Annotated in this window: 22 protein-coding genes; 13 read left to right on the forward strand and 9 right to left on the reverse strand. The window is 51.8% G+C overall.

Annotated features, from left to right (window positions below; all coding sequences use genetic code 11):
- Nucleotides 1-33 precede the first annotated feature (33 nt).
- The 3 genes from MKX42_RS11850 (at nucleotide 34) to MKX42_RS11860 (ending at nucleotide 3,396) form a co-directional block, all read left to right on the forward strand.
- Nucleotides 34-1,692 (forward strand): ABC transporter ATP-binding protein, encoded by a 1,659-nt coding sequence (locus tag MKX42_RS11850; protein WP_340757672.1) that lies wholly within the window; start codon nucleotides 34-36, stop codon nucleotides 1,690-1,692.
- Between the two features lie 195 nt (nucleotides 1,693-1,887).
- The gene (locus MKX42_RS11855; RefSeq protein ID WP_036731809.1) at nucleotides 1,888-2,388 is read left to right on the forward strand and encodes a Crp/Fnr family transcriptional regulator; all 501 of its coding nucleotides are present in this window, start codon (nucleotides 1,888-1,890) and stop codon (nucleotides 2,386-2,388) included.
- 321 nt (nucleotides 2,389-2,709) lie between these two features.
- Nucleotides 2,710-3,396, forward strand: coding sequence for a YitT family protein (locus MKX42_RS11860; RefSeq protein ID WP_340752683.1), 687 nt, complete (start codon nucleotides 2,710-2,712; stop codon nucleotides 3,394-3,396).
- Between the two features lie 89 nt (nucleotides 3,397-3,485).
- Here the strand turns inward: MKX42_RS11860 and MKX42_RS11865 are convergent, their stop codons facing one another.
- The 4 genes from MKX42_RS11865 to MKX42_RS11880 all read right to left on the reverse strand — a co-directional run bounded on the left by MKX42_RS11865 (nucleotide 3,486) and on the right by MKX42_RS11880 (nucleotide 6,256).
- Complete coding sequence (locus MKX42_RS11865) at nucleotides 3,486-4,220, reverse strand: class I SAM-dependent methyltransferase (RefSeq protein ID WP_340752684.1); 735 nt, start codon at nucleotides 4,218-4,220, stop codon at nucleotides 3,486-3,488.
- A gap of 78 nt (nucleotides 4,221-4,298) precedes the next feature.
- Entirely contained in the window at nucleotides 4,299-4,571 is a 273-nt protein-coding gene (locus tag MKX42_RS11870; protein WP_340752685.1) for a PQ-loop domain-containing transporter, read from the reverse strand.
- 130 nt (nucleotides 4,572-4,701) lie between these two features.
- Nucleotides 4,702-5,136, reverse strand: a complete 435-nt coding sequence (locus MKX42_RS11875; RefSeq protein ID WP_340752686.1) for a MarR family winged helix-turn-helix transcriptional regulator — start codon at nucleotides 5,134-5,136, stop codon at nucleotides 4,702-4,704.
- An 88-nt stretch (nucleotides 5,137-5,224) separates the two neighbouring features.
- Nucleotides 5,225-6,256: an NADH:flavin oxidoreductase/NADH oxidase gene (locus tag MKX42_RS11880; RefSeq protein WP_340752687.1), complete on the reverse strand. Its 1,032-nt coding sequence runs from the start codon at nucleotides 6,254-6,256 to the stop codon at nucleotides 5,225-5,227.
- A gap of 196 nt (nucleotides 6,257-6,452) precedes the next feature.
- On the opposite strand from MKX42_RS11880, the gene MKX42_RS11885 reads away from it, so the two are divergent.
- Complete coding sequence (locus MKX42_RS11885; protein WP_209871277.1) at nucleotides 6,453-7,313, forward strand: undecaprenyl-diphosphate phosphatase; 861 nt, start codon at nucleotides 6,453-6,455, stop codon at nucleotides 7,311-7,313.
- A 194-nt stretch (nucleotides 7,314-7,507) separates the two neighbouring features.
- Nucleotides 7,508-9,808: a 5-methyltetrahydropteroyltriglutamate--homocysteine S-methyltransferase gene (gene metE / locus MKX42_RS11890; protein ID WP_340752688.1), complete on the forward strand. Its 2,301-nt coding sequence runs from the start codon at nucleotides 7,508-7,510 to the stop codon at nucleotides 9,806-9,808.
- Between the two features lie 190 nt (nucleotides 9,809-9,998).
- Here the strand turns inward: metE and MKX42_RS11895 are convergent, their stop codons facing one another.
- Nucleotides 9,999-10,151, reverse strand: coding sequence for a DUF1540 domain-containing protein (locus tag MKX42_RS11895; protein ID WP_076079942.1), 153 nt, complete (start codon nucleotides 10,149-10,151; stop codon nucleotides 9,999-10,001).
- A gap of 372 nt (nucleotides 10,152-10,523) precedes the next feature.
- Here MKX42_RS11895 and MKX42_RS11900 point away from each other — a divergent pair, with 372 nt between their 5' ends.
- On the forward strand, nucleotides 10,524-11,669 hold the full coding sequence (locus tag MKX42_RS11900) for a DUF4349 domain-containing protein (protein ID WP_340752689.1): 1,146 nt from the start codon (nucleotides 10,524-10,526) through the stop codon (nucleotides 11,667-11,669).
- 228 nt (nucleotides 11,670-11,897) lie between these two features.
- On the opposite strand, the gene msrA is transcribed toward MKX42_RS11900, so the two are convergent.
- Together msrA and MKX42_RS11910 are read right to left on the reverse strand one after the other, a co-directional pair.
- Nucleotides 11,898-12,884, reverse strand: a complete 987-nt coding sequence (gene msrA / locus MKX42_RS11905) for a peptide-methionine (S)-S-oxide reductase MsrA (RefSeq protein WP_340752690.1) — start codon at nucleotides 12,882-12,884, stop codon at nucleotides 11,898-11,900.
- A 98-nt stretch (nucleotides 12,885-12,982) separates the two neighbouring features.
- Nucleotides 12,983-13,594, reverse strand: coding sequence for a TVP38/TMEM64 family protein (locus tag MKX42_RS11910; RefSeq protein WP_340752691.1), 612 nt, complete (start codon nucleotides 13,592-13,594; stop codon nucleotides 12,983-12,985).
- 160 nt (nucleotides 13,595-13,754) lie between these two features.
- On the opposite strand from MKX42_RS11910, the gene MKX42_RS11915 reads away from it, so the two are divergent.
- The 4 genes from MKX42_RS11915 (at nucleotide 13,755) to MKX42_RS11930 (ending at nucleotide 16,504) form a co-directional block, all read left to right on the forward strand.
- Nucleotides 13,755-14,690, forward strand: a complete 936-nt coding sequence (locus MKX42_RS11915; protein WP_340752692.1) for a Gfo/Idh/MocA family protein — start codon at nucleotides 13,755-13,757, stop codon at nucleotides 14,688-14,690.
- 32 nt (nucleotides 14,691-14,722) lie between these two features.
- A complete protein-coding gene (locus tag MKX42_RS11920) occupies nucleotides 14,723-15,049 on the forward strand; it encodes a hypothetical protein (RefSeq protein WP_340752693.1) in 327 nt (108 codons plus the stop codon).
- A gap of 125 nt (nucleotides 15,050-15,174) precedes the next feature.
- Nucleotides 15,175-15,492, forward strand: a complete 318-nt coding sequence (locus tag MKX42_RS11925; RefSeq protein ID WP_036698497.1) for a winged helix-turn-helix transcriptional regulator — start codon at nucleotides 15,175-15,177, stop codon at nucleotides 15,490-15,492.
- 289 nt (nucleotides 15,493-15,781) lie between these two features.
- Nucleotides 15,782-16,504, forward strand: coding sequence for a hypothetical protein (locus MKX42_RS11930; protein ID WP_340752694.1), 723 nt, complete (start codon nucleotides 15,782-15,784; stop codon nucleotides 16,502-16,504).
- A 190-nt stretch (nucleotides 16,505-16,694) separates the two neighbouring features.
- On the opposite strand, the gene MKX42_RS11935 is transcribed toward MKX42_RS11930, so the two are convergent.
- Both MKX42_RS11935 and MKX42_RS11940 read right to left on the reverse strand, forming a co-directional pair.
- Complete coding sequence (locus MKX42_RS11935) at nucleotides 16,695-17,141, reverse strand: DUF6773 family protein (protein ID WP_340752695.1); 447 nt, start codon at nucleotides 17,139-17,141, stop codon at nucleotides 16,695-16,697.
- Nucleotides 17,119-17,343 carry a helix-turn-helix transcriptional regulator gene (locus MKX42_RS11940; RefSeq protein WP_036698494.1) on the reverse strand — a complete coding sequence of 75 codons (225 nt, stop codon included), beginning with the start codon at nucleotides 17,341-17,343 and terminating at the stop codon, nucleotides 17,119-17,121. Before MKX42_RS11940 ends, MKX42_RS11935 begins: the two co-directional genes overlap by 23 nt.
- A 226-nt stretch (nucleotides 17,344-17,569) precedes the next feature.
- Here MKX42_RS11940 and ric point away from each other — a divergent pair, with 226 nt between their 5' ends.
- From ric to nirB, 3 genes are all read left to right on the forward strand, one after another.
- Nucleotides 17,570-18,265 (forward strand): iron-sulfur cluster repair di-iron protein, encoded by a 696-nt coding sequence (gene ric, locus MKX42_RS11945; protein WP_340757673.1) that lies wholly within the window; start codon nucleotides 17,570-17,572, stop codon nucleotides 18,263-18,265.
- 132 nt (nucleotides 18,266-18,397) lie between these two features.
- Nucleotides 18,398-19,084 (forward strand): hypothetical protein, encoded by a 687-nt coding sequence (locus tag MKX42_RS11950; protein WP_340752696.1) that lies wholly within the window; start codon nucleotides 18,398-18,400, stop codon nucleotides 19,082-19,084.
- Between the two features lie 268 nt (nucleotides 19,085-19,352).
- Nucleotides 19,353-21,779, forward strand: a complete 2,427-nt coding sequence (gene nirB, locus MKX42_RS11955) for a nitrite reductase large subunit NirB (RefSeq protein ID WP_340752697.1) — start codon at nucleotides 19,353-19,355, stop codon at nucleotides 21,777-21,779.
- The last annotated feature ends 6 nt before the right edge of the window (nucleotides 21,780-21,785 follow it).

A 21,785-nucleotide genomic window follows, 5' to 3' on the forward strand; every position in this document is an offset into this window, starting at 1 on the left:
CAGCACAGCTTCTTTTCCGGCAAGGTTTGGCTGGTGCTGTTTTTTTGCATATACCTTGTATATGGAATAATTACTGTTGAGTTTTCCAGGCAGCTGGGTCTTTCGCTTGATGTTGCACAGGGGAAGGACCAGGGCGCATTTGATGTTTTTTTGCTCCGCATAACAATAATTACAGCGGCTCTTATCCTGCTCTATTTAATCTACGGCTATTTAGAAAGCCAATATTCAAAGCGGGTAATGATTACGGTCCGGACGAAGCTGCTAAATGGGATTGTAGATAATACTCTGCCGGACTTTCTGCAGACCGGGGAAGCGGCTTTTACTTCCGATCTTATAAATGATATTAAGGTGCTGGAGACGAATTACATTAAACCGGCTATTGAAGTAACGAAAGAAGTGCTGCTGCTAATTATTACACTGGTTGCCCTGCTGAAAATGAACGTCTGGGTTACCTTATTTATTGTTGTTGTGAGCTTTATCCCAATCCTGCTGCCCAATCTGTTCATGAAGACTCTGGAAGGCAAGATGGACGCCTACTCGCGTGAATTACAGCACTATACATTAAGAACCGGCGATTTTTTGGCTGGATATGAAGTGTTTAAAAATTATCAGGCTGAAGCTAGGCTGAGAGAGAAGCATCAGGTTTATAATGAGGCGTTAGCTCTACAAAAGAGAAAAACCTTTTTGTTTCTGGATTTCCTCTCTAACTCTGTGGCGATTTCATCGATTATGATTACGATCGGGGTACTGTTGGTGGGTATGTTTCTGGCAATCAACGGCCGTCTGACTATCGGGGAAGTGTTCGCGGTCAGTTTTATTTCCACCGGGATCTCAGCGCCTTTAGGCAACATTGGAAATTATCTGCCGAAAATCCGGGGCGCTAAAACCTTCGTGCTTAAGTATAATAGTCTGATCCCTGTTCCGGTACCCAAACCGGCTATTCCTTCTATGAAGGAATGTATTGAAGCCGAGGACGTGTCGCTTACGCTGAATAGCAACCTGGTGCTGCAAAACATTTCGCTGCGGCTGGAAAAAGGAAGACGGTATGCGGTTGTTGGTGCGAGCGGTTCGGGGAAAAGCTCATTGATTAAGCTCATCATGGGGTATTATAACGATTATACCGGTGAGATTAGAATAGATCAGACTTCAATTTCGGCCTCTGAACGTAGCTCGATCTTTGAGTTTATGAGCAGCATCTCACAGAATATGTTTCTTTTTCAGGCCAGTATAAGGGAGAACCTTACCCTGTTTGACCCGGAGATTCATGACGGGCGGATCTGGACGGCTCTGGAAGCTGTCGGTTTAAAGCAGCAGATAGAGGCGCTGGACCAGGGGCTGGATAAAGGGATTGAAGAAGGCGGCAAAAACTTCTCCGGTGGAGAGAAGCAGCGGCTGAGCATAGCTCGGGCGTTACTGCGGAGCAAAGACCTGCTGGTGATGGATGAAGCTACATCGGCGCTGGACGAAGGTTCGTATTTGGAAGTGGAGAATAGCATCAGCACGATACCTGGACTGACACTTATCTCCATTACTCACCGTTTGAACAGCGAAGTGTTGTCTCATTATGACGAAGTTATCACCCTGAATAAGGGACGCATTGTGGAGAAGGGAAGCTTCTCTGAATTAATGGAATCCAAAGGCTACTTCTATGAATTATATATGAACCAAGAGAACACTGAACAAGCTGGATAAGACCATCCGGGCAAAATAACCTATCTTGCATTTCCCTGAAACCGACTGGGAGCAGAGACCATTCTCTGCCCCCAGTCGGTTTCTTTGCCGTTGAACTCTTGAAAAATGGTTGTTTTACGCTTGCCCCTCCATTTTAGTGTCTTATTTCGGTATAATTAAAAATATATATACAGAGAAGGCAAAGGAGAATGCGAAATGATTCTGCACAGAGGTGAGGTCTTATTCCGCCAGGGAGACGGCGGCCAGAACCTGTTCAAGGTGAAGAGCGGACTGTTCAAGGTCACGAGACTGCATGAGAACGGGAACATGGTACTGTTCAACCTGTTATATCCGGGTGAGACTGTTCCGCATCATTCCCTCATTTCGCCGAAGGAGGCGCATGGAACCGCAGTGGCAATGATGAAAAGTGAGGTCGAGCTGATTCCGGCTGCAGAATGGTACCGGGAGCTGAGGGAGAAGCCTGAGAAGGTGATGGAGATCGCCCTTTTGCTTCAGGAGAAGGTGCGGTTCATGCAGACGCGGCTCGATCATCTCACCGTTGGGACGCCGGGGGAGCGGATGGCCCTGCTGACCCGCTGGCTGACCGAATATTCTCATGGCGCACAGCTTACAGATCTGCTGACACAGGAAGAGATCGGTCAATTGATCGGCGTCCGCCGCGAGACCGTCAACCGTCTGCTGCGGAATCCGGGCTGATTGCTTATTTTTAATGGAAACTGTTTAGAGTGGCCCCTCCGCGTGGTATAATCTATTCAGAACATATCAAACTAAAGAAAGGATCAGGATACCATGTGTCCCCGAAGGACGATTCCCCAAAGGACGATTTGGAAACGTTATGATCTGTCTTATACTTAGCTTCCCTGTAGCATGTGCGCGAACCGTTGTTCATTGACGAAGCCGCTTCTGCGAAGGGAAGGAAGTATTGTATGCGAAGGAGCAACATCTCCTCCGGTATAACCCCTCGTAGAGGCTGGCACGAACGTCTAGCCGCCATATACGATAAGGGGAGACCGAGTAATGAGGAAACAAGACAGTGGCATGAGTTTGCCGCTCCGGTTAGCAATTATTTTAACCGGAACACTATTGCTTGCATTTACGTATTATCACATTAATTATCAGAACCACTTGACCGAAGGCGGATTCGTAGGATTGTCGCTGCTCGGCAAGTATGTACTGGGGATTTCACCATCACTAAGCATCCTGATTTTGGACATTCCGGTACTCATCATCGCAATCATTTTCAAAGGAAAATCATTCGTAGTGAACACCTTCATTTCCGTAGTGGCCTTTACGGTATTCTACGGGCTGATGGAACGCTATTCCGGCTGGGTTATTGACCTGCAGGATAACTTGCCGCTTGCGGCGCTGTTGTCCGGGGTATTGACAGGTCTGGGCGCAGGAATGGTCCTGCTGGGCGGCGGGGCGAGCGGCGGGGACGATATTTTGTCCGTGCTGATCAGTGAGTGGAAAGGTATTAAGGTAGGAACCGTATTTATCCTGATGGATGTAATCGTTCTGGCTTTCTCCCTCTTCTATATGCCGTTAAGAGAAACCCTGTACACTGTGATGGCTGTAGTTGTAGCCGGTTATGTAATCACTTTTACAACCTCTCTGGGCAGACGGAAGCTGGTTCAGGCACCTAAGATTCCGTCCGCACTTGCCAAGACTCAGGAAGGCACAGTGAATGTGAACAATGCAATGTGAACTCCGTGAACCACGGGGATGATAAAAGGTCAGCGGACTACCGTCCGGCTGGTCTTTTTTTTGTGGTTTTTAGAAATGAGTTCTGTCTGTTACTGCTTCACCGCTGACAGCAGCAGGAACATCGGACGCCGCGTCTCCTCCTGCCAGGCCGGATTCTTCTCCAGCATCTCAGGGGTCGGCTGCAGCTCCGACAGCTGCTTCAGGACTAAGCCGGAATGGAGCAGCGTATTGATGTAGGTGGCGGTGGTCCGGTGGTATTTGGCAACCTCGTGTTCGAGAAAATCAGCCAGCCGCAGCCCTTCCAGGTGATAGTTGTCGACGGGCCAATGCTGCTTCTCCCCGTCCGGGCTGTAATGCCAATCCTGCGCGGCGAGCGCGGTGAAGATCGGATGCTCTACAGAGAAGACGAAGGCCCCCCCGGGCTTCAGACAATGCCGGACCTGGCGGCAGAGACTGCCGAAATCTTCAATATAGTGGATCGCCAGCGAGCTGATCACGGTATCAAATTGCTCTGCCCCGAATGCGGCATCCTCAATCGCGAGCTGGAGATACTCAATCTTCGGGTCGTCCGTCATCGCACGGGCACGCTCCAGCATATTGGCGGAGAGATCTATGCCTACAACAGAAGCCGCCCCCTGTTCCCGGGCATACCGGCAGTGCCAGCCGAACCCGCACCCCAGATCAAGCACCCGCTGGCCCGCCAGATAAGGCAGCAGGGTACGGAAGACCTCCCATTCTCCGGCAGCCTCCAGTCCGCCCGTAGAGCGGGGCATCCCGCTGTAATTCGCAAAAAAACCCGCGTCGTCATACTTATTCTGCTTCATTCACTCAACCTCCTACATCCTTTTGTTACAGAAAGTATAACGCAGATGGGACGGGGGTGCAGCCATAAGAATTCATTGTTACCCTTGGGGACGGTAGCGGATAATTAGCAAGACAACCGTTGTTACAACCGCCAACGACAAGGAATTGGTGATCAGAAAAGCAAGTCCGGCTCCCTGCGTTGCCAGGTTAACCGCATAAGCCTCCATAAGTGCGATGCCCAGCAGCATCAGCAGGTAAGCTTTCAGACTGAGATCTGCAACCGAACGGGTCCTGAGGATCTGCACAATCTGCGGAATCCAGCCTACCGAGAGAATAAGACCGCCAACCAGCTGCATAGCTGTGAATAACATACGTTGCACCCCGCTATTCATATATTCTTAATAGTATGGTGTATGCTCAGGGGGAGAGGGAGGTTCAGACAAAAACCCGCCGCCCCTCTGGAGGGACGGCGGGTGCACCCGGCAGGCAGCTGCCCCGGTTCTAGGATTGCTTCAGCTGGATAAGCTGCTCCAGCAGCAGCTGCGTGTCGTCTACAGGAAAGGCTTCCTGCAGCACTTCATTAACGGTCTGCTTCGCCCGGTCAACCTTGTCCTGGCCAATGGCAGTCAGGGATGTATAGATGCTTCTGCGGTCCGCTTCGCAGGACTTGCGCTCCAGCGCTCCGCAGCCCTTGGCTTCGAAGCGGCTGACCAGCCGGGATACAGCACTCTGGCTAAGCCCGACCATCGATTCCAGCTGCTGGAGCTTCAGCTTTTGCTCAGGGGCTTCGGACAGAAACAGCAATACATAGAATTCCTTAAGCGATAACTCATAGTTCTCAGTCAGCTTCGCTTCAAGGACTGCGGCCACCTTCATCTGTATCAGAGAGAGTGATAACCAGCTGTTAATCAGATCATTCGAAGGGGGGTTAGTCATGTATTCCATCCTCCCGGTGTTACCTGTAATGAATAGTAGTTGTTATACAGTATACCATCACCATAGGCAAGCTGCTGACGAATTGTCCTTAATGCGGGAATCCAAATGCGTACTGCTTAGGGATATCTGCGTCTTTGCGCAGCGCCACACCGGCTTCCAGCGTCCAGTAAGGATTACGGAGCATTCCCCGGCCCACCGCCACAAGGTCTGCTTCTTCATTGCTAATGACGGCATTGGCAAGAACCGCTTCATCCAACCGGCCGACAGCAATCACCGGCACGTTCAGCTCCTGGCGGATCGTTCTTGCCAGCGGTAACTGATAGGCTGCGTGGTTGCCCGGTCCATTCTCTGCGTCAACTGCTCCCTCACCGCCTGAGCTGATATGGAAAATATCGGCCCCGGCTTCCTTATAGGCTCTGCTGATCTCCAGACCCTCTTGGAGGCCGTAGCCGCCTTTCACATATTCTCTGGCGGAAATCCGCATGATCAGCGGCATATCCTCTGGCATTACGCTTTTGGCGGCAGCGATCACCTCCCGGCCAAACAAGGTCAGATCCTGTCCGTACGCATCAGTCCGCTTGTTGGTCAGCGGCGAGTGGAACTGGTGAATCAGATAGCCGTGGGCACCGTGCAGCTCAATAGTGTCGAACCCGGCCTGAACCGCACGCTCTACGCCGCGTTTGAATTTCTGGACCATTTCTTTAACTTCTTCTGTTGTCAGGGCATGGGGAGTCTTGGAGTTGCCGTCAAAAGGAACAGCAGAAGAGGAGACAGGAACCTTGGCATCCTCCGCCTTGCGCCCGGCATGGGCCACCTGAATTCCGATTTTGGCTCCATGGGCATGGCTGGCTTCCACAATCCGCGCCAGCGCAGGAATCTGCTCATCAGACCAGAGTCCCAGATCATAATCGGTAATCCGGCCTTCCGGGTCTACATCAGCCATCTCGACAATGATCAGTCCGGTGCCGCCGACAGCGCGGCTTACATAGTGGTTGTAATGCCAGTCGTTAGCGATTCCATCCTTATTGGTAACTGAATATTGGCACATGGGCGGCATCACCACCCGGTTCTTCAATTGTAAGCTTTTATACTCATAGGGGGTGAACAGATCTTTCGTCATCCTTCTCGCTCCTTCGGTTTGCCTGGGATTGTTAATTATAAATGCATGCGCATGCATATAAATATAAAGTCTTCCTTCTGGTCTGTCAAGTGAGCGGTATGGACTAAAATTTGCAATAGTGCAAGAGGGTTGTAAGTTTCAGAAATAGCTGTGCGAGTTTACAATTATTATATTGAAATAATAAGGGGGGATCGCCATGGAGCTGCTGACCATTGTCAAAGCAATCATCCTGGGAATTGTGGAAGGGCTGACCGAATTTGCTCCGGTATCCTCGACAGGCCATATGATCATCGTAGATGATATGTGGCTTAAATCGCAGGAGTTCCTGGGGAAGTACACGGCCAATTCCTTCAAGGTAGTAATTCAATTAGGCTCCATTCTTGCGGTCGTAATTATTTTCCGTAACCGGTTCATTGATCTGTTGGGCCTAGGGAAGCTCAGCCGCAAGGACTTGGCCGTAGTGCCGGAAGGGCAGCGGCAGGCTCCGGCGGAAGGACGGCTGAAGCTGACGCATATCCTTGTCGGGCTGCTTCCGGCCGGCATCTTCGGATTTCTGTTGGAGGATTACATTGATGAGCATCTGTTTTCTACCTTTACAGTGCTGATTGGACTTGTGGTTGGAGCGTTATTTATGATCTGTGCCGACCGTTTTGCGCCTGCGAATGCCCGGACTGAGAGTGTGGATCAAATTACATATAGGCAGGCGCTATCAGTCGGATTGATCCAATGTATCTCCCTGTGGCCGGGCTTTTCGCGGTCCGGCTCGACAATATCCGGCGGGGTTCTGCTGGGCATGAGCCATCGTGCGGCAGCCGATTTCACCTTCATCATGGCGGTGCCGATTATGGCCGGGGCGAGCCTGATTTCACTGCTGAAGAACTGGCAGTATTTTACGCTGGATGCCTTGCCGTTCTTCATTGCCGGGTTCATCAGCGCCTTCGTATTCGCACTGGTATCGATGCGTTTCTTCCTGAAGCTGATTAACCGGATCAAGCTGCTGCCCTTCGCGATCTACCGGATTGTACTTGCGGGTGTGGTCTATCTGATCTGGTTTTGATTTCGCCGGGACTCCATGTCTAAGCTGCTCCTCCTTCATGGGGGGGCGGCTTTTTTTGGCGTTCTGTTATAGGGAATCTGTATAGCCGGATTGCGTGGAATCTGTTGCGGGGCGCGGTAGGCGTGCAGTAAGATGGCATCAGATTAAGGCTTGCAGGCATAAGGGCAGACCATTATACAGAGGAGTGGACAGCTATGAGTAAAGGAATCAAGACTAGCAGCCTCGGTTATCCGAGAATCGGCAAGAACCGTGAATGGAAGAAAGTATTGGAGGCTTATTGGGCCGGAAAAATCGAGGAGCAGAGCTTCCGCTCGCAGATGGAGGATATCCAGCTTCAGCATTTACAGACCCAGCAGCAGGCCGGAATTGACCTGATTCCGGTGGGCGATTTCACCTTCTATGACCATGTGCTGGATACCGCCGCCATGTTCGGAATCGTACCGGAGCGTTATGGATATAAGGGCGGAGAGATTCCGCTGGATCTGTACTTTGCAATGGCGCGCGGCAATGCACGGGCTCCGGCCTGCGAGATGACCAAATGGTTCAATACGAATTACCACTACATTGTGCCTGAGATCGGCAGCCTGACTCCGGTATTGACAGCGAATAAACCGCTGGCTGCCTACCGCTTCGCCAAGGAGCGGGCAGGCATTGAGGGCAAGCCCGTTATAGTCGGACTGTATACCTTCCTGAAGCTGTCCAAGGGCTTCCCGGCAGCAGACATCGCCGCCGTTGCCGCACGCTTCCTCCCGCTGTATGTGCAGCTGCTGCAGGAGCTGAAGGAGGAAGGAGTGGCCTGGGTACAGATCGATGAACCGGCGATTGTTACAGGCTTAACGGCTGAGGATACCGCGCTGCTGAAGAGCATTTACGGTGAGATTGCTGCTGCCGTACCAGGTCTGAACCTGATGCTGCAGACATACTTCGAAGCTGCTGAGCCCCTCGAAGCCCTGCTGGCGCTGCCTGTGCAGGGTCTGGGTCTTGACTTCGTCCATGACGGCGGCAAGAATCTGGAGTCGGTTGCACGCCTCGGGTGGCCGCAGGATAAGACACTCGGAGCCGGTATCCTAGACGGACGCAACATCTGGCGCGCCGATACCGATGCCAAGCTGGAGCTGGTAGCGAGGCTGCTGACCTATGTGGCTCAGGAACAGTTAATTCTCCAGCCAGCGTCAAGTCTGCTGCATGTGCCTGTAACGGTTGAAGGCGAGGTCAAGCTGAAGGCTGCGGTCAAAAATGCCTTGGCATTCGCTAATGAGAAGCTGGCCGAGCTGGTTCTGATTGCGGCAGCCGCGAACGAAGGAAGAGAGCGTTATGCCGCCGAGCTGGAGCGCAGCCGTGAGGTGCTGGCCGTATTCCGTGCCCTGCCGGAGCGCGGGCGTAAGGATGTAGCCGAGCAGGTGCGTGCCCTTGCCCAGCTGCCGGACCGCCGCAGCCTTCCGTTCGCCGAGCGTGTGAAGGTTCAGCAGGAGAAGTGGCGTCTGCCGCTGCTGCCGACCACGACCATCGGCAGCTTCCCGCAGACGGCTGAAGTCCGCCAGGCCCGTCTGAAATGGCGCAAGGGAGTCTGGAACCAGGAGCGTTATGACTTGTTCATCAAGCGGCAGATCGCTGAAGCGATTACGCTTCAGGAGGAGCTTGGTCTGGATGTGCTGGTACACGGAGAGTTCGAGCGTACGGATATGGTGGAATTCTTCGGGGAGAAGCTGGCCGGCTATCTGTTCACCGCAGGCGGCTGGGTTCAGTCGTACGGCTCACGCTGCGTGAAGCCGCCGGTAATCTATGCCGATGTTGCTTTTATCGAGCCGATGACCGTCAAGGAGAGCGTGTATGCCCAGTCACTGACGAAGCTGCCTGTTAAGGGAATGCTGACCGGACCGGTCACGATCCTGAACTGGTCCTTTGTCCGCGATGATCTCAGCCGCGAGGCGGTGGCCGGACAGATTGCCCTCGCCCTGCGTCATGAAGTATCCGCACTCGAGGAGGCTGGTATCGAGATGATCCAGGTCGATGAGCCGGCGATCCGCGAAGGTCTGCCGCTGAAGGCGAGAGATCATGAGTATTACCTCAACTGGGCGGTGAAATCCTTCCGGACCGCCACGAATCATGTCAAGGACACCACGCAGGTGCATACGCATATGTGCTACAGCGAATTCAATGACATGATCGGTTCGATCTCGGCGATGGATGCGGATGTCATCTCCATTGAGACCTCGCGCAGCCATGGTGAACTGATCGTCAGCTTCGAGGAGCAGGAATACGACAAGGGGATTGGACTGGGTGTGTATGATATCCACAGTCCGCGCGTACCGGTGGTAGAGGAGATGACTTCGGCCATCGAACGTGCGCTGCGCGTGCTGGATGTCCAGCAGTTCTGGATTAATCCCGACTGCGGACTGAAGACACGGGGCTGGGAAGAGACCACAGGCGCATTGCGCAATATGGTGAAGGCCGCGGTCCTGGTAAGAGAGCAGCACGGCGCAGTGACCCGTTAACGAACGAAGCTGTTCCGCTTAAGATTCTTAGATTTGCACACAAAAACCACTGCAAGCGGGAGAGTACAGTCTCCGGCCCGCAGTGGTTTGTTTTTTGCAGGAAACACTTGATAATAATTCTCATTCTTGATAGAATGAGAAAAGAAAGAAGGAACCTGTGGAGGGCTCCTTCAACTTCTGCTATCATTCATTATTTGCTTTCGAAGGTTTTGCAATCTGTTTCCTCAGATTGTGTAGGCTGCTTGGAGCTGTGATAAGCAACGAAGATGGATTCAGCGTTGCATTTGTTCTCTTCAGCCCAGTAGGTGCAAGAATTAACTGCGCACAATACGTCTTTTGCCATGAGGGTTCACCTCCTCTTGTAGTAGTAGGCAACATAAATCGGCAAGAAAAGAATCACAGCTGCCCGGGCAAGGTGGAGCTTGTCCGAATAGCGCCATAACCTTATTCTATGCGAATAGGGTTTTTGGTGTTTTTTTGCCGTTTTATCATCGTAATTGTAACAAATACAGAGACATTACGCAAACAAGGCCACACAGGGCAATTCCTCGGTGAATGGTCTTCTTTGTTATTTTCCTGAAATGACTGCAACCTTCCAGCTTTTGGAACGTCAAGAGGGATAAGCGCGGAACGGACCGATACAGATAACGGCCTTTCGCTGCGGAAGCTGAAACACCGGAAGCAGTATACAATTACATTTTATGGAGGAATGAGCATGCGAAAATGGGGTCTGCATTACTTATTGTTGTATCTAGTGGTTGTAGCCGTAGTTCTGGCGGGATGCGGCGCGTCGAGTAATAATTCAGATTCGGCAGCGAATACAGAAAGCGCGTTAAGAAATGAAGCAGCATCCGACGGATCAGCGGAGAGTGCGCCTGCTGCGGTGGAAGGCAAGCAGGATAGTCTAACCTCCAACACGGCGATGGCTGTCAATGATCAGGCTGCAGTGAAGGGCGGCGGCGGAAATTCAGCACTCCCTGGGGCGGATGCTGGGCAAGGGGCAGATGCTTCTGCCGGATTCACCGGCACGGATGTGGTAGCAGGACTGAACAAGAAGCTGATCTACAAGGCGAACCTCAATATGGAGGTAAGCGACTACGGGGCAGCGCAGACTGAAGTGCGGAATTTGGTTACTCTGGCCGGGGGCTACATTATCGAATTCTCAGAGAATATGTCTGAATATGAACAGGGCGGAACCTTTATCCTGAAAGTGCCTGCGGCGGGCTTCTCACCGTTCCTGAACAATCTGGAGAAGATTAAGCATGAGAAGCTCCAGAGAAGCATCCAGGGGCAGGATGTGTCGGAGGAGTATGTGGACCTGGAGTCACGCCTGAAGGCGAAGCAGATGATGGAGGCACAGTATATTGATTTTATGAAAAAAGCGACTAAACCGGCTGATCTCGTCCAGTTCGCCAACCAGCTTGGGGAAATCCAGGAGCAAATCGAACAGATCAAGGGCAGAATTCGGTATATTGACCAGAACGTATCTTTCTCTACAGTGGAGCTTCGCCTCTACCAGACTGAGAAGAGTCTTGCCCTTACACAGACTAATTCCGAGGGGCCGCTGGGTGAACGGGCTTCGGAAGCGCTCAAGAGCAGCATGAAGGCGTTGTCTGTGATGTTCCAGTGGCTTGTTGTTGTACTGGCGGCTGCGCTCCCCGTCCTGCTGGTAGCTGGAGTGGTGGTGGCGCTGGTGCTCTGGTCACGGAAAAGCTTCAAGCGGCGGCAACCCGCGCACTCTGAACAGGCACGGCTGGGCGGCAACCGTCTGCCGGACCGGGAACCGCAGCCTCATCCTGAGAATGCACCTGTAGTACCAGCCGCACCGGCAGAGGAGAATACGGATAAGCAGAACAAGTAGAACGGGCTGTACGAACAAACATAGGATCGTTTATGTAAAGAATAAAGCCTCCCTACCCGTGAATCCGGGCTGGAGGCTTTGTTTTGTTCAGGAAAATAAGATTTTCGTCTGTTGTGGGCGTGTGGCCCGAATGTATGTGGAAAACAGCATACATTGTGCTAGCGCGCAGGTAAATGATCAAAGCTGTCCATTAGAGGAGCAGAGAAACCGGGGTGTCCAGTTCCAGCCTTAAGCATGCTGGAAGAGCACGCGGTACTCGCCGTAGCCTTCCTTCTCCAGGTCCTCTTTGGGAACAAAGCGCAGAGCTGCTGAGTTAATGCAGTACCGCAGTCCGTTCGCGCCAGGGCCGTCATTGAATACATGGCCCAAATGGGAATCCGCTGTTTTGCTCCGTACCTCGGTGCGGACCATCAGGTGGCTGAGGTCGGTTTTCTCCTTGACTGCATAGTCCCGGATCGGACGCGTGAAGCTCGGCCAGCCGCAGCCGGAATCGAACTTATCCTCTGAGCTGAACAGCGGCTCCCCGGAGACAATATCCACATAGATCCCGTCCCCGTGGTGATCCCAGAATTCGTTGCGGAACGGAGATTCCGTAGCGCTATTCTGTGTCACCTCATATTGAAGCGGAGTCAGGCGCTCCTTCAGGCTCTGAGGATCCTCTTTATGCGTCCAGTGGGCTTCGATGAACGCTTCCCGGCCTGAACCCTTGCGGTAACGCTTGTAGTGGCCTGGATTCTTGTGATGATAACCCTGATGATATTCTTCAGCGGGATAGAATGGCTTAGCCGGAAGAATAGGCGTCACAATAGGAGCGGAGAATCGTCCGCTGGCTTGAAGGGCCGCCTTGGAAGCCTCTGCCTGCTGGCGCTGCTCCTCCGAATGGGTGAAGATGGCCGTTCCGTAAGAAGTGCCGCGGTCATGGAATTGCCCTCCGGCATCGGTGGGGTCAATCTGCTGCCAGAACAGCTCAAGCAGCTTATTATATGGGAAAATATCCGGATTGAACGTTATCTGCACCGCTTCAACATGTCCGGTGGTTTCCGAGCATACTTCCTCGTAGGTCGGGTTCACGGTATGTCCGCCTGTATAGCCGGAGATAATCTTGACAATGCCGGGAAGCTCTTCAAAAGGGGATACCATACACCAGAAGCATCCACCGGCGAAAGTGGCTTGCTCGGTCTTGAAATTTATAGAATCAGCTTGAAATTCACTCATTGTTATCCCTCCATCTGTAGAATGCAATTAAATAGATCACAATTTAATTATAAATCAAATAGAGGCTTACTGCCAGCATACCTGATATTCTTGAAGCGTTAGCGGCCCGCAGAAGGACGGCGGCGCATGGATAATCCGGCTACAGCCAGTACGGCAATATACACGATTATAGCTACAGCTGCACTTCGCGGATGCTGGAACATCTGTCCTCCGAGGAAGGCGTAGAGGGCGATGCCGGGGATTTTGCCAAGTGCGGTGGCTCCAAGATAGCTCCAGAAAGGCAGTCCGGCGGCACCGGCATAGATATTCACAGCCATCTGCGGGATAAACGGTGCCAGCCGGGCAATCACTACGGATGCAAAGGGACGCTGCTCCACAGCGGACACAAATCTGTCCAGCGCCGAAATACTGCTTAGATAGGCCATAGATTTGCTCCGGAACATGGATGCAACGACTCCATAGACAAGGGCTGCCGCTATTGTGGTAGCACTCCAGCAGATTAACGCTCCTGCGAAGCTTCCATAAGCATACCCGAACAGACCGATAATCAGCTTATAGGGCAGGACCGGAAACAAGGCCAGCACTGTGGCTGCGAGCATGGACAAATACAAAGGATGATCCTCTCTAAGCCAGGCCAAGAGTTCATACCTGTAGATAAACGCGAGGATTATGCACGAAACATACAGAATAATTGTTAGCCATTTTCTCATTATACTATGCCCCTTCTTTACTCCATCCATTTCATCATACTGAAAAAAAAGCAATTAAAGCAATTATTGAAGCAAAGATCATTGTTCCCGCAGCATGTCACGGTATAATACATTTATAAGGGAATAGAAATTCCCCCAATATGTAAGGGAGATGCTGTTAATGAAACTACCTGTCCGCAAAAGAGTGGCACTGATCGGCATTGGCGATATTGCCCGTAAAGTCTATTTGCCGCTGCTCTCCCGGCATGATCAGGCCGAGGTGGTGGGTGTGCTCAGCCATGCCTCTGCTACGGTCGAGCGGGCAGTCCAGGCTTATCGCCTTCAGCGGGGCACAACCGAGCTTACGGAGCTGCTGTCCTGGGATCTGGATGCTGTGTTCATACATAGTCCTACAACTACGCACTATGAGCTGGTAACCTCTTGCCTGGAGCATGGGGTGTCCGTGTATGTGGACAAGCCGCTCTCCTATGATCTGGAGGAATCCCGCCGGATGGCAGAGCTTGCTGAGAACAAGGGACTGCTGCTGGGAGTGGGCTTCAACCGCCGCTATGCCCCGATGTATGCCGCCGCCAAATCATGGCTGCATAAGGCCGGAGGCATCAGCCAATCCACCGCAGTCAAACATCGTACGAAGCTGCAGCAGGGCAGCAGCCATGAGACGATCCATGATGACCTAATTCATATGCTGGATCTGCTGCTCTGGCTGTCCGGCGGGGATTATGAGCTGCTGCACAGCAGCCTGAAGGCGGATGCGGAGGGGCGGCTTCTGCACGCCTCGGGAATGCTTGGCTGGGAGAACGGGACCACCGGCCATTACAGCATGGTTCGGGATGCCGGGGCCGATCTGGAGAAGCTGGAGCTGCATGGACATGGCAGATCGGTTGAGGTGACCGACATGGAACGGGTTATATTATATGAGCAGGGCTCGTTGCCGCGCACTCAGAACTTCGGCAGCTGGGATACAGTACTGGAGCGCAGGGGCTTCAGCGGCGCGGTCAGACATTATCTCAGCAATATAGCGACACCGGAGCAATGCGGTATTTCCGCTTCGGCCGTATTGCCGAGCCATGAATTAGCAGCAAGACTAAGCCGCTGAGCGGTCAGATTCGCAGCAGAGAGGAGAACAACATGGAGGATTACGACAACAAGTCGATGGAAGAGCGGATCATCGAGAGCTATAAGCGGGACGAGGAAATGATGATTCTCGTATTTGCCCAGTGGTGTGTGAATAACAGGCTGGACCCGCATGCCCTGTATCTGCAGGCTTATCCGCAGCAGGAGGGCAATCAGGCGCTGGCTAATGCGCTGGCACTGACGGTATCCGTGGAGGAGGCCGGGTTCATCTCCGATGATACGGTGCTGGGAGTACTCTCCCTCTATAGCAACGATGATCTTGCCTATGTGGTTATAGAGGCTATCCAGCTAAGACGCAAGGCAGAAGACACCAAGGATTGAGAGCGTAAATATAATAATTGGGGTTAATGAACTTTTTTTTGACAAACGATGTTCATTCCAGAATAAATGTGGTAAAATTATATATACTAACTAATTGTAAGCTTCATAAGTGAGAGGTGATAACCATGGAAGAACATCAACTGACGATGTGCCCGAGATTTGAGACGGCTTTTTCGTTTCTGGGCAAGCGTTGGAACGGACTCATTATTCAGACCTTGATGAGCGGCCCCAAGCGGTTCAAGGATATTTCCGGACTGATTCCGTCAATGAGCGATAAGATGCTGTCCGAGCGCATGAAGGATCTGGAATGCGAGGGCATTCTGGTACGTCATGTGTACCCGGAGACACCGGTGCGCATTGAGTATGAATTAACAGTGAAGGGCCGTGCGCTTGAGCCGGTCATGCAGCAAATCCAGTCCTGGGCCGAGAGCTGGGTGGAGTAGCAGTACCGCAATATATATTTGATGACAGCCTCTTGCCCGGGATCCGGGTAAGGGGCTTTTCATATGCTGTTCTGCTTGTTTATGCAAATTTTGCCCAAATAAACCTTGCACTTAGGCCCTACCTGTGTAATATAATAGTACATACTAAATATTGCAGATGTGTGGAAGCGTTAACAAAAGTAGGAAAAGCCTAGGGTTATGTGGCAGGACGGATGCTTACGGGATGTGTTTTGGACGATGCTGATGGAAGGAAGCGGAGGGCTCACACAACTTTTAGGAGGCGAGGACCATGACCATCACCTTGTTTTCCCGGGAAATAACCTATGGAAAAAAGGATGTCGCCGAACTGGAGACTGCTTCGATTAAAGTACAGCTGATCTATGACAAGGTGTTGTTCATGCTTCATAACCATCTCCCGGATTCTCTGTGGGATGCATGGATCGGCGTGCCTTATGAGATCATTTCTTCTCTATATAAAGGGGACAATGACAGCGGGAGTGTGTTTCAGAAATGGATTCAAGGCCCGTCCGGCTGGAAATGCATCGGCTGTGAACGGCATTGTCTGGAGCCTGTAACGGCAAAGGAAGGAAGTGGCTCAAATGCTCAGCGCCGTTTTACTTTTCATAATGGAATTAGCCAGAGCATGGTACTTCAAGCTGTAATCTGGTCTATGTATGAGAACACCCGGCTGCTTCAGCCTTACTTGGGGGAGGAGGCTTTTCTGAGTGAGGAGGATATGGAGCTAATCTCTGTATACTTCGTGCCAACCTATCTGACTCCGGCACCGCTGAGCGAATTGAACAAGCCAGCCAAAGAATATAAGGACAAGAACATCAGAGTGTATCAGGAATGGATCTCTGCTCCCGATCTGGTGCTGCAGTGGAATGGCGGCCTGACCGAAGGCAGATGGATGACGGGTGTATATGTGGATCATTCACGGTTCGCCGGACTTGGCCCCTATCTGAAGGATGCGCAGGGCAAGAGGACTTATATGCAAGCGACGGTTCGATAGAGAAGGTGAAGCTCGAAAAAAAGAGTTGAACTTGAAGCCAGGTCGTCGCTGCGGTGAACATTTGGACTTCCGGCCGCTGTTGTGTTTGGATTTCCAAACCGCTCTTCGCGGTAGAAATCCAAACACAAAGGCGATCGTTCCGCTCCTCCTCTATTTCTACTTCTAGTCACTCACAGCATCAGAAGCCACTCTACTCCGCCCGGTTATTCCTCCGCCGGATCAAGTACACGGTGCTTAAGATGACCAGTCCTGCCGTAACAGAAATGATCAGAATCACCTTCCCGTTCGCACCGCTGTCAGCTGCTGATTGGGCGGCGGTTGGATTCACGAAGGTAACGATAAGGATACAGGCCGCCACCACTATGGCCAGAATTGCACCCCCAATGCTTCTCCCTATCGCTCCGCTCTGCCCGCTGCCCGGTCCCACATATGAACCGCTCCAGATTAGCCGTACCAGATAGGAACCCACACCCAGCATGAAAATCGTGTAATTGCTAAGCGGATACTCCAGCCACTTCATTCCATAGTTTTGCAGTCCCATGTCTGCCAACAATAAGAATGCCATCAAAAGAAATGCCTGATTCCCCGCCTTGTGCCGCTTCTGCAGTTGTCTCTCATCCAGGTTCGTTCTGCTCATCCTTCGTTCCCTCCCAAAATAGTTGATCCAGCGTCTTCCCAAGTGTTACACAAATGTCAATGCACAGCCTCAGGGTGGGGTTGTAATCACCGTTCTCAATCGCGATAATCGTCTGCCTTGTGACCCCCACGGCATCTGCGAGCTGTTTTTGCGACATGTCTTTTGCCGCTCTGGAGGCTTTGAGCCTTAAGTTTTTCCCCATTCCCTCACCTCACGCATATTGTAAAATATATAAAACAAAATGTCTAGTATATTTAACATTTAGAGAACTGGATTTTTCGTTCATTAAAATTTGTTATATTCAGTGCGTACAATCACAAGTTTTGCCTAAAGCCAGTGATAAGGTGTAGAAGTGAAAAGAAGCACAAACCTACATCTTAACCTGAGGAGGGGCCAACATGGCGTCCAATCAATTAAACGATACAACAATTCATCCCGGGTTCACCCCGGAAGCAATGGTCAGAGATATTGTTCTGCAATTCCCCAAAGCAGCAGATTATTTCAAAGCACAGCGGATCGATTTCTGCTGCGGAGGCGCAAAGCCGCTGGCTGAAGCCGCTGCCGAGAAGGGTCTTGACCCGGCAGCAATGGTGCAGGAGCTGAACAAGCTGCAAGAGCAGCATCCGGTGCTGGAAGAGGATACCGCCTGGAACGAGGCTTCGTCAGAGGAGCTGGTGGATTATATTGTGAACAAGCATCACCGTTACCTGCGTGAAGAGCTTCCGCTAATCAGTCAAAATGTAACCAAGGTGTTCCGCGTTCACGGTGAGGATTCACCGCACCTCGGAGAGATGCACCGTCTGTTCAATATGTTGCGTGAAGAGCTGCTGCAGCATACGGCGAAGGAAGAAGAGAGTGAATTCCCTAAGATGCTGGCCTACACTCAGAACCCGACCGAAGAAGGATTTGCTGAGCTGCGCGGACTGCTGCATAATCTGGAAGCCGAGCATGACGGGGCCGGAGAGATCCTGCGCGAGCTGCGCAGAGTTACTAATGACTACACACCGCCCGCACATGCCTGCACGACTTATCGCCTGACCTATGCCCGTCTTGAAGAACTGGAAGGCATGACGTTCGAGCACGTGCATCTGGAGAACAACATTCTGTTCCTGCGTTATCAATAGGACCTGCTGCAATGGAAAAGTCCCTTCGGGGGCTTTTTGCTTTTTATACCGGCAGAAATGATTTGAGAACCCTTCCTCTATGCGTTATCCTTAAAGAGTCTGGGAAAATACATATGAAGGCGGTGCCGTGGAATGTCCACGAAATGGATGCGCTTCATGCTGTGCCTTCTCTTGCTGGCCGCGGCAAGCGGTTGCGGCTTGGGATCAGGGAATGGCGGCAGCAGTAACGGAGGCCAGGGATTAACCTTTTCAGTCAAGGTGGGTGACAGTGAAATGGCCGGAAGCTCGGCCAGATTGCTTAACGAAGCTTACGTGCCTGGGAATTCAATAATAGAGCTGTTCAGGAAGAGCGGTGTTGTTACATTTTCAGCGGATGGAACTAGTATTCTTGAGGTGAATAAAGTCTCTCTGGGTGAGGATATGAGCTGGGAGATTCAGGTGAACGGCAAGAAGGTTCAAGAGCTGAATACAACCCTGGAACCGGGTTCGGCCATTACGATGTCAGCAGGGCCTGCCGGAACCGGAAAGATGTTTCAGCCTGTCATCATCACTGTGAACGGGGGGAGCGAGCAGCCGGAGCTGACACATTCGCATGTGCTTACTTTTATGCAGGATATGTCCGTCAAGGGACTGCTCCAGAACAGCGGTATGGTCCGGCTTGCCGAAGATAACCGTACCGTTCTTACTGTGATGGAGTATACCCCGCTCAGCAGCGAGGAATGGAGACTGAAGGTCAACGACAAAGGGCTGCTCGGCAATGGAGTGGACATGAAGCTCAGACCGCAGGACAAGCTGGAGATCTCTCTGGTACTGAAATAAGTGAATGGAGTAGATGAGTGAGTTTGTGTACCCGATGAACGGATATCTGTGCGAAAATGCATGGGTATCCTTTTTTTTGAATAATAAATCTCTAAGCTTCACGCCAGAAGTTGTCCTATATAAGGACGGAGAAGTCATTTCCACTTGTGTGAAAAAATTCACATAAGATGTGACTGTGGTCACACTTGCCACGGAATGGGGGACAGTATAATTTCCCTATCAGATAAAGTTATTGAAGAAATCAGAGTTACTGAAGGAGGGTCTACCAGTGGCAGCGGAAAGAGAAAAGTTAGTGCTGATTGGGAATGGCATGGCGGGAGTAGGCACTATTGAGCAAATTCTGAAGCTGGGCGGCGCTTATGATATTACTGTCTTCGGCAGTGAGCCGCATCCCAACTATAACCGGATTATGTTGTCCTATGTACTTGAAGGCAGCAAAACGATTGAAGACATCATTCTCAACGATCTCGGGTGGTATGAAGATAATCATATTACACTGCATACCGGCACAACGGTTACCCGGATCGATGAACAGAACAAACTAATATTGACCGATAATGGACTGGCGGTTCCTTACGATAAAGCAATTATTGCAACAGGCTCGAATTCTTTCATTCTACCCGTACCCGGCAGCACTAAGGATGGGGTAGTCGGCTTCCGCGATATCGCGGACTGCGATGCGATGCTGGAAGCGGCGAAGCAGTACCGCACGGCGGCTGTTATCGGCGGAGGACTGCTGGGTCTGGAAGCGGCGAAGGGCCTGGTCAATCTGGGCATGGATGTTACTGTTGTGCATCTGCTGGAGGATCTGATGGAGCGTCAGCTGGACCGTACCGCTTCTTCAATGCTGCAGGCAGAGCTTACGCGTCAAGGTGTGAAATTCGCCATGGGCAAGCAGACGGTTGAACTGACCGGCGAAGAACGGGTTACCGGTCTGCGCTTCAGTGACGGCAGTGAGCTGCCGGCAGAGTTTGTCGTGATGGCTGTTGGAATCAAGCCGAATGTGCAGCTTGCGAAGGACAGCGGAATTACCGTTAACCGCGGGATCGTAGTTGACGATTATATGCAGACTTCTATGTCAGATGTGTATTCTGTCGGCGAATGTACAGAGCACCGGGGTACCTGCTACGGACTCGTTGCACCGCTATTCGAGCAGGGCATGGTTCTCGCCAAGCATCTGTCCGGTGTTCAGACTCCGGGCTATGAAGGTTCAGTTGTAGCAACCAAGCTCAAAATTTCCGGGGTAGATGTATTCTCCGCTGGTGAATTCACCGAAACGCCGGAGCATACCGTCATTTCTGCCAAGGATGAATGGAAGCGAACCTACAAGAAGATTTTACTTAAGGATAATGTGATTGTCGGTGCCGTTCTGTTCGGTGATGTAACGGAATCTGCCAACCTGCAGAAGCTTGTGAAAAACAGCACAGAGATGACCAATGAAATCTATGATGAGGTTATGGGTACAAGCTGCTGCGGCGGAGGCGGAGCCAAGAAAGGCATGTCTGTCGAAGCAATGGCCGATGAAGAGATCGTCTGCGGCTGCAACGGCGTAACGAAAAAAGCGATTGTAGATGCTGTTACGGAGAACGGCTTCACTACCGTGGATGAGATCAAAGCCTGCACGGGGGCAACCCGCTCCTGCGGCGGCTGTAAGCCAGTGGTGGAGCAAATTCTGCAATTCGTTCTCGGAGACAGCTTCCAACAGGGCGCCAAGCAGGGAATCTGCAGCTGCACCTCGCTTGGTAGGGATGAGATCGTAGCCGAGATTACGGCAAAAGGCCTTCGGACCACCAAGGAAGTGATGAATGTCCTGGACTGGAAACAGGCAGAAGGCTGTTCCAAATGCCGCCCGGCAGTGAACTATTATCTGGGGATGATCTATCCGGACACACACGAGGACGAGAAGGAATCCCGGTTCGTCAATGAACGGATGAGCGCCAATATTCAGAAGGACGGAACTTATACAGTTATACCGCGGATGTATGGCGGGGTGACCACACCTGAGGATTTGAAGCGGATTGCTGATGTGTCCCTGAAGTATGATGTGAAGGTTGTGAAGGTAACGGGCGGACAACGTCTTGACCTGATCGGTGTCAAAAAAGAAGATGTACCTAAGGTGTGGGAGGAGCTGGATATGCCGTCCGGCTATGGTTATGCGAAGTCGCTGCGTACGGTAAAAACTTGCGTGGGTTCGCAGTTCTGCCGCTTCGGCACACAGGATTCCATGGGCATGGGTGCTATGCTTGAGCGTAAATATGAGCGGCTGGATATGCCGGCCAAGTTCAAGATGGCGGTTAACGGCTGTCCGCGTAACTGTGCAGAATCCTGTACGAAGGATATCGGGATTGTCGGCAATGACGGCGGCTGGGAAGTGTTCATCGGCGGTAACGGCGGGATTAAGCCGCGCATCGCAGATGCCTTCTGCAAGGTGAAGACCGACGAGGAACTGGTTGAGGTCTGCTCCGCTGTTATCCAGTACTACCGTGAGACCGGCAATTACCTGGAGAGAACCTCCGAATGGGTAGAGCGTATGGGTCTTGAGCATATCCAGACTGTGGTTATGGGTAATGACGACAACCGTAAAGAGCTTGCGGCACGTATTGACTTTGCCCTGGCCCAGGTGAGTGATCCTTGGAAAAAAATGCTGGATGACAAAAACACCCGTACTGCGCTGTTCGAAGAGACACAGGTATAGTCTAAA

The sequence above is a fragment of the Paenibacillus sp. FSL R7-0204 genome, from assembly GCF_038002225.1.
In the GTDB taxonomy this organism is placed as follows: Bacteria; Bacillota; Bacilli; order Paenibacillales; family Paenibacillaceae; genus Paenibacillus_AQ.

Coding starts and splice junctions, on each gene's coding strand:
- MKX42_RS11935 (WP_340752695.1), bottom strand. CDS start 17,141: ATGAGCAGAACGAACCTGGATGAGAGACAACTGCAGAAGCGGCACAAG.
- MKX42_RS11900 (WP_340752689.1), top strand. CDS start 10,524: ATGCGAAAATGGGGTCTGCATTACTTATTGTTGTATCTAGTGGTTGTA.
- MKX42_RS11930 (WP_340752694.1), top strand. CDS start 15,782: ATGACCATCACCTTGTTTTCCCGGGAAATAACCTATGGAAAAAAGGAT.
- MKX42_RS11875 (WP_340752686.1), bottom strand. CDS start 5,136: ATGACTAACCCCCCTTCGAATGATCTGATTAACAGCTGGTTATCACTC.
- MKX42_RS11895 (WP_076079942.1), bottom strand. CDS start 10,151: ATGGCAAAAGACGTATTGTGCGCAGTTAATTCTTGCACCTACTGGGCT.
- MKX42_RS11950 (WP_340752696.1), top strand. CDS start 18,398: ATGTCCACGAAATGGATGCGCTTCATGCTGTGCCTTCTCTTGCTGGCC.
- MKX42_RS11870 (WP_340752685.1), bottom strand. CDS start 4,571: ATGTTATTCACAGCTATGCAGCTGGTTGGCGGTCTTATTCTCTCGGTA.
- MKX42_RS11865 (WP_340752684.1), bottom strand. CDS start 4,220: ATGAAGCAGAATAAGTATGACGACGCGGGTTTTTTTGCGAATTACAGC.
- metE (WP_340752688.1), top strand. CDS start 7,508: ATGAGTAAAGGAATCAAGACTAGCAGCCTCGGTTATCCGAGAATCGGC.
- MKX42_RS11920 (WP_340752693.1), top strand. CDS start 14,723: ATGGAGGATTACGACAACAAGTCGATGGAAGAGCGGATCATCGAGAGC.
- MKX42_RS11855 (WP_036731809.1), top strand. CDS start 1,888: ATGATTCTGCACAGAGGTGAGGTCTTATTCCGCCAGGGAGACGGCGGC.
- MKX42_RS11915 (WP_340752692.1), top strand. CDS start 13,755: ATGAAACTACCTGTCCGCAAAAGAGTGGCACTGATCGGCATTGGCGAT.
- MKX42_RS11880 (WP_340752687.1), bottom strand. CDS start 6,256: ATGACGAAAGATCTGTTCACCCCCTATGAGTATAAAAGCTTACAATTG.
- msrA (WP_340752690.1), bottom strand. CDS start 12,884: ATGAGTGAATTTCAAGCTGATTCTATAAATTTCAAGACCGAGCAAGCC.
- MKX42_RS11885 (WP_209871277.1), top strand. CDS start 6,453: ATGGAGCTGCTGACCATTGTCAAAGCAATCATCCTGGGAATTGTGGAA.
- MKX42_RS11860 (WP_340752683.1), top strand. CDS start 2,710: ATGAGGAAACAAGACAGTGGCATGAGTTTGCCGCTCCGGTTAGCAATT.
- MKX42_RS11940 (WP_036698494.1), bottom strand. CDS start 17,343: ATGGGGAAAAACTTAAGGCTCAAAGCCTCCAGAGCGGCAAAAGACATG.
- MKX42_RS11925 (WP_036698497.1), top strand. CDS start 15,175: ATGGAAGAACATCAACTGACGATGTGCCCGAGATTTGAGACGGCTTTT.
- MKX42_RS11910 (WP_340752691.1), bottom strand. CDS start 13,594: ATGAGAAAATGGCTAACAATTATTCTGTATGTTTCGTGCATAATCCTC.